We start from the raw sequence: 3177 nt of genomic DNA on the forward strand, positions 1-3177 counted from the left end.
TGGCCGGGGAATGCGACGACGCGCTCGCCCGCTGCCTGCTCACGCTGTGCATCGACGACGCGGACATCATGATGGCGGCGCTGCTCAAGGGCGCGCCCGATGCGCGCGACGTCCTCGCCGCGCTCGCCATGTCGATGGACGGCATGCCGCAGCCCGAACGCCGGGAGGGCATGCGGATGCTCGAACGCGACCTCGCGCTCGGCATCGCCCGCTGGGGATGCACGGTGCGCCCACGCACGCGCGACCGCTTCACGCAGGCCGTGGAACGCTGGCACATGCGGCTCGCGTCGCTACCGAGCGCGGACCCCGACACGCTGCGCGCATGGCTGACGGCGGACGGCGCGTACGCGGTGCTCACGCCTGGCGACGAGACGTGGCCCGCCGGCCTCGCCGACCTCGATGTGCGTTCCGACTACGCGCCGCCGGTGTGCCTGTGGGTGCGCGGCGACGCGCATGCGCTCACGGCGTGCCCCGAGCCGCTCGCCGTCGTCGGTTCGCGCGGCATGAACGACTACGGGCGCGAGGTGACGTCGGAGATCGCGGAGGAGGCGTGTCTGGCCGGCCACACCGTCGTCTCGGGCGGCGCGATGGGCGTGGACGCGGCGGCCCATTGGGCCGCCGTGCGCGCGCCCGGGACGTCGTGCGCCGACCGGTGCGGGCGCACCGTCGCCGTCTTCGCCGGCGGACTGGGCCACATCGGCCCTTCGTGCAACGAACGGCTGTTCGCGGCGATCATCTCGTCCGGAGGCGCCCTCGTGAGCGAACTGTGCCCGGACACGGCGCCGCTGGCCCACCGTTTCCTGCTGCGCAACCGTCTCATCGCGGCGATGGCATCGTCCGTCGTCGTCACGCAGGCGCGGCTGCGCTCGGGCGCGCTCAACACGGCGCGCTGGGCGAACGAGCTCAACCGGCGCCTCTACGCGGTTCCCGGCGATGTGACGAGCCCGTCGAACGCCGGATGCAACGCGCTCATCCGCGACCATCAGGCGATCCTGCTGGCCGACGCGCGCGCCGTCGACGAATGCTGCCATCCGCGCCATGCGCCGACGCTTGGCGCGCCGCCGCCGACCTGACCGCCGACATGCGGATGGCCGTCCGGACGGGCGCGGGACGCCTTGTGAGACAATACCGGATATGACCCCGAAGCACATCGAAGAACAATACGACGCCGTGATCGTGGGAGCCGGCGCGGCCGGCCTGTCCGCCGCGCTCGGCTTCCACCGCAGCGACGCGGCGCGCGGGCTGCGCGAAGCCGGCATCGAACCGAAGGTCCTCGTCGTCTCGAAGCTGCAGCCGCTGCGCTCGCACACCGGCTCGGCCGAAGGCGGCATCGCCGCGAGCCTGGCGGACATGGAACCGGACGAATGGCGCTGGCACTACTACGACACGGTCAAGGGCGGCGACTGGCTCGTCGACCAGGACGCGGCGAGGCTGCTCGCCGAGGACGCCCCGATGACCGTCATCAACCTCGAGCGTTCCGGCGTCGCGTTCTCGCGCACCGCCGACGGGCGCATCGCGCAGCGCCGCTTCGGCGGCCACACGAGCGACTTCGGCGCGCGCCCGGTCAAGCGCGCCGCCTACTCCGCCGACCGCATCGGCCACCAGATCCTGCACACGCTGTGGCAGCAGTGCGTGCACTACGGCGTCGACTTCGCCGAGGAATGGGTCGTGACCGACCTCGTACTCGACGAGACGCTCACCCACGCCGCCGGCGTCGTCGCCTTCGACACGCACGCCGGCGTCACCCACGCCATCGCGGCGCGCAACACGGTCCTCGCCACCGGCGGCGCCGGACGCCTGTTCCACACGACGTCGAACTCACACGACCTGACCGGGGACGGCATGGCGCTCGCGCTCGACGCCGGCCTGCAGCTCGAGGACATCGAGTTCGTGCAGTTCCACCCGACCGGTCTGGCCCATACCGGCATCCTGCTGTCCGAGGCCTCGCGCGGCGAGGGCGGCGTGCTGCGCAACGCCGACGGCGACGCCTTCATGGCCTCCTATGCGCCCGGGCACGCCGATCTGGCGGCGCGCGACGTCGTCAGCCGCGCGATCCGCAGCGAGACCGACGCCGGACGCGGCGTCGCCGACCCGCGCGACCCGGACGGCCCGAAGGACTGCGTCTGGCTCGACATGACCGGCATCGACCCCGAACGGATGCGCCGCAACCTGCCGCAGGTCGTCGAGACGATCGAGGACTACGCCGGGCTCGACCCGGCGAAGGACCTCGTGCCGGTCAAGCCGACCGCCCACTACACGATGGGCGGCATCCCCGTCACGACCGACGGCGAGGTCTACGTCTGGGACGGCGAGCGACGCAACATCGTCGAGGGACTCTACGCCGCCGGCGAATGCGCGTGCGTGAGCGTGCACGGCGCGAACCGCCTCGGCGGCAACTCGCTGCTCGACGCCTGCCTGTTCGGCACGCGTGCCGGGCAAGCCGTCGCCGCGCGCGTCGCCGCCAACCCTGTGGGCGCCGGCACGCCGTCCGATCCGACGTTGGAGGAGGCGCTCGACGCGGCGAAGACGGCTCGCGACGCAGACATCGACGCGCTCGTCACCGGCGCCGCGGGCGACGCGGGCGACGACGACGACAACGCGTACCGCGTCATGGCCGACCTGTCCGAGACGATGGAGCGCGGCGTCGCCGTGCTGTGCGACGCCGGATCGATCGCACGCGCGCAGGTCGTCGTCGACGGCCCGATCGCCGAACGCGCGCGCCGGCTGCGGCTGCACGCCGAGGCGCGCGCCTTCAACCAGGAGCTCACGGCGATCTGGGAGGCGCGCCATCTTGTGCGTCTCGCCGAGGTGATGCTCGCCGCGACCGACGCGCGCCACGAGTCGCGCGGCTCGCTCAAGCGCACCGACTTCCCCGAACGCGACGACGGGACGTGCCTGAACCATTCGATGACGGCCGCCGATGCCGCCCCGCTGCGCCAGCCGGTGCGCATCGTCGACATCGAGCCGGGTGCGCGCTCCTACTGACGCACCCCGAACGTCTATAGTGGAACAGGCATGAAAGGGAACGCATGGCTCAACTAGCATCATCCGGGACGACGGTCACGCTGCGCGTGCACCGCTTCTCCCCCAGGCCGGCGCGCGAGCGCGACCGCGCGCGCGGCTCCAGCCCCTTCGCGCGCAAGGCGTCGCCGTTCGGCGACTCGCCGGCGCGCGCCG

2 protein-coding genes and 1 pseudogene are annotated in these 3177 nt (G+C 72.7%); all 3 read left to right on the plus strand.

Translation table 11 applies throughout. From position 1 onward, the window contains the following. Positions 1–1073 (plus strand): DNA-processing protein DprA (gene dprA, locus B1400_RS09200; protein WP_106408305.1); only part of this gene is annotated, 1073 nt, incomplete at its 5' end. Between the two features lie 61 nt (positions 1074–1134). Further along, positions 1135–2985: an FAD-binding protein gene (locus B1400_RS09205; RefSeq protein WP_095614082.1), complete on the plus strand. Its 1851-nt coding sequence runs from the start codon at positions 1135–1137 to the stop codon at positions 2983–2985. A gap of 44 nt (positions 2986–3029) precedes the next feature. Then, positions 3030–3177: pseudogene (locus B1400_RS09210) on the plus strand ((2Fe-2S)-binding protein); the annotation flags it as partial.

The organism is Bifidobacterium italicum (genome assembly GCF_002286915.1).
GTDB lineage: Bacteria > Actinomycetota > Actinomycetes > Actinomycetales > Bifidobacteriaceae > Bifidobacterium > Bifidobacterium italicum.

Coding starts and splice junctions, on each gene's coding strand:
- B1400_RS09205 (WP_095614082.1), top strand. CDS start 1,135: ATGACCCCGAAGCACATCGAAGAACAATACGACGCCGTGATCGTGGGA.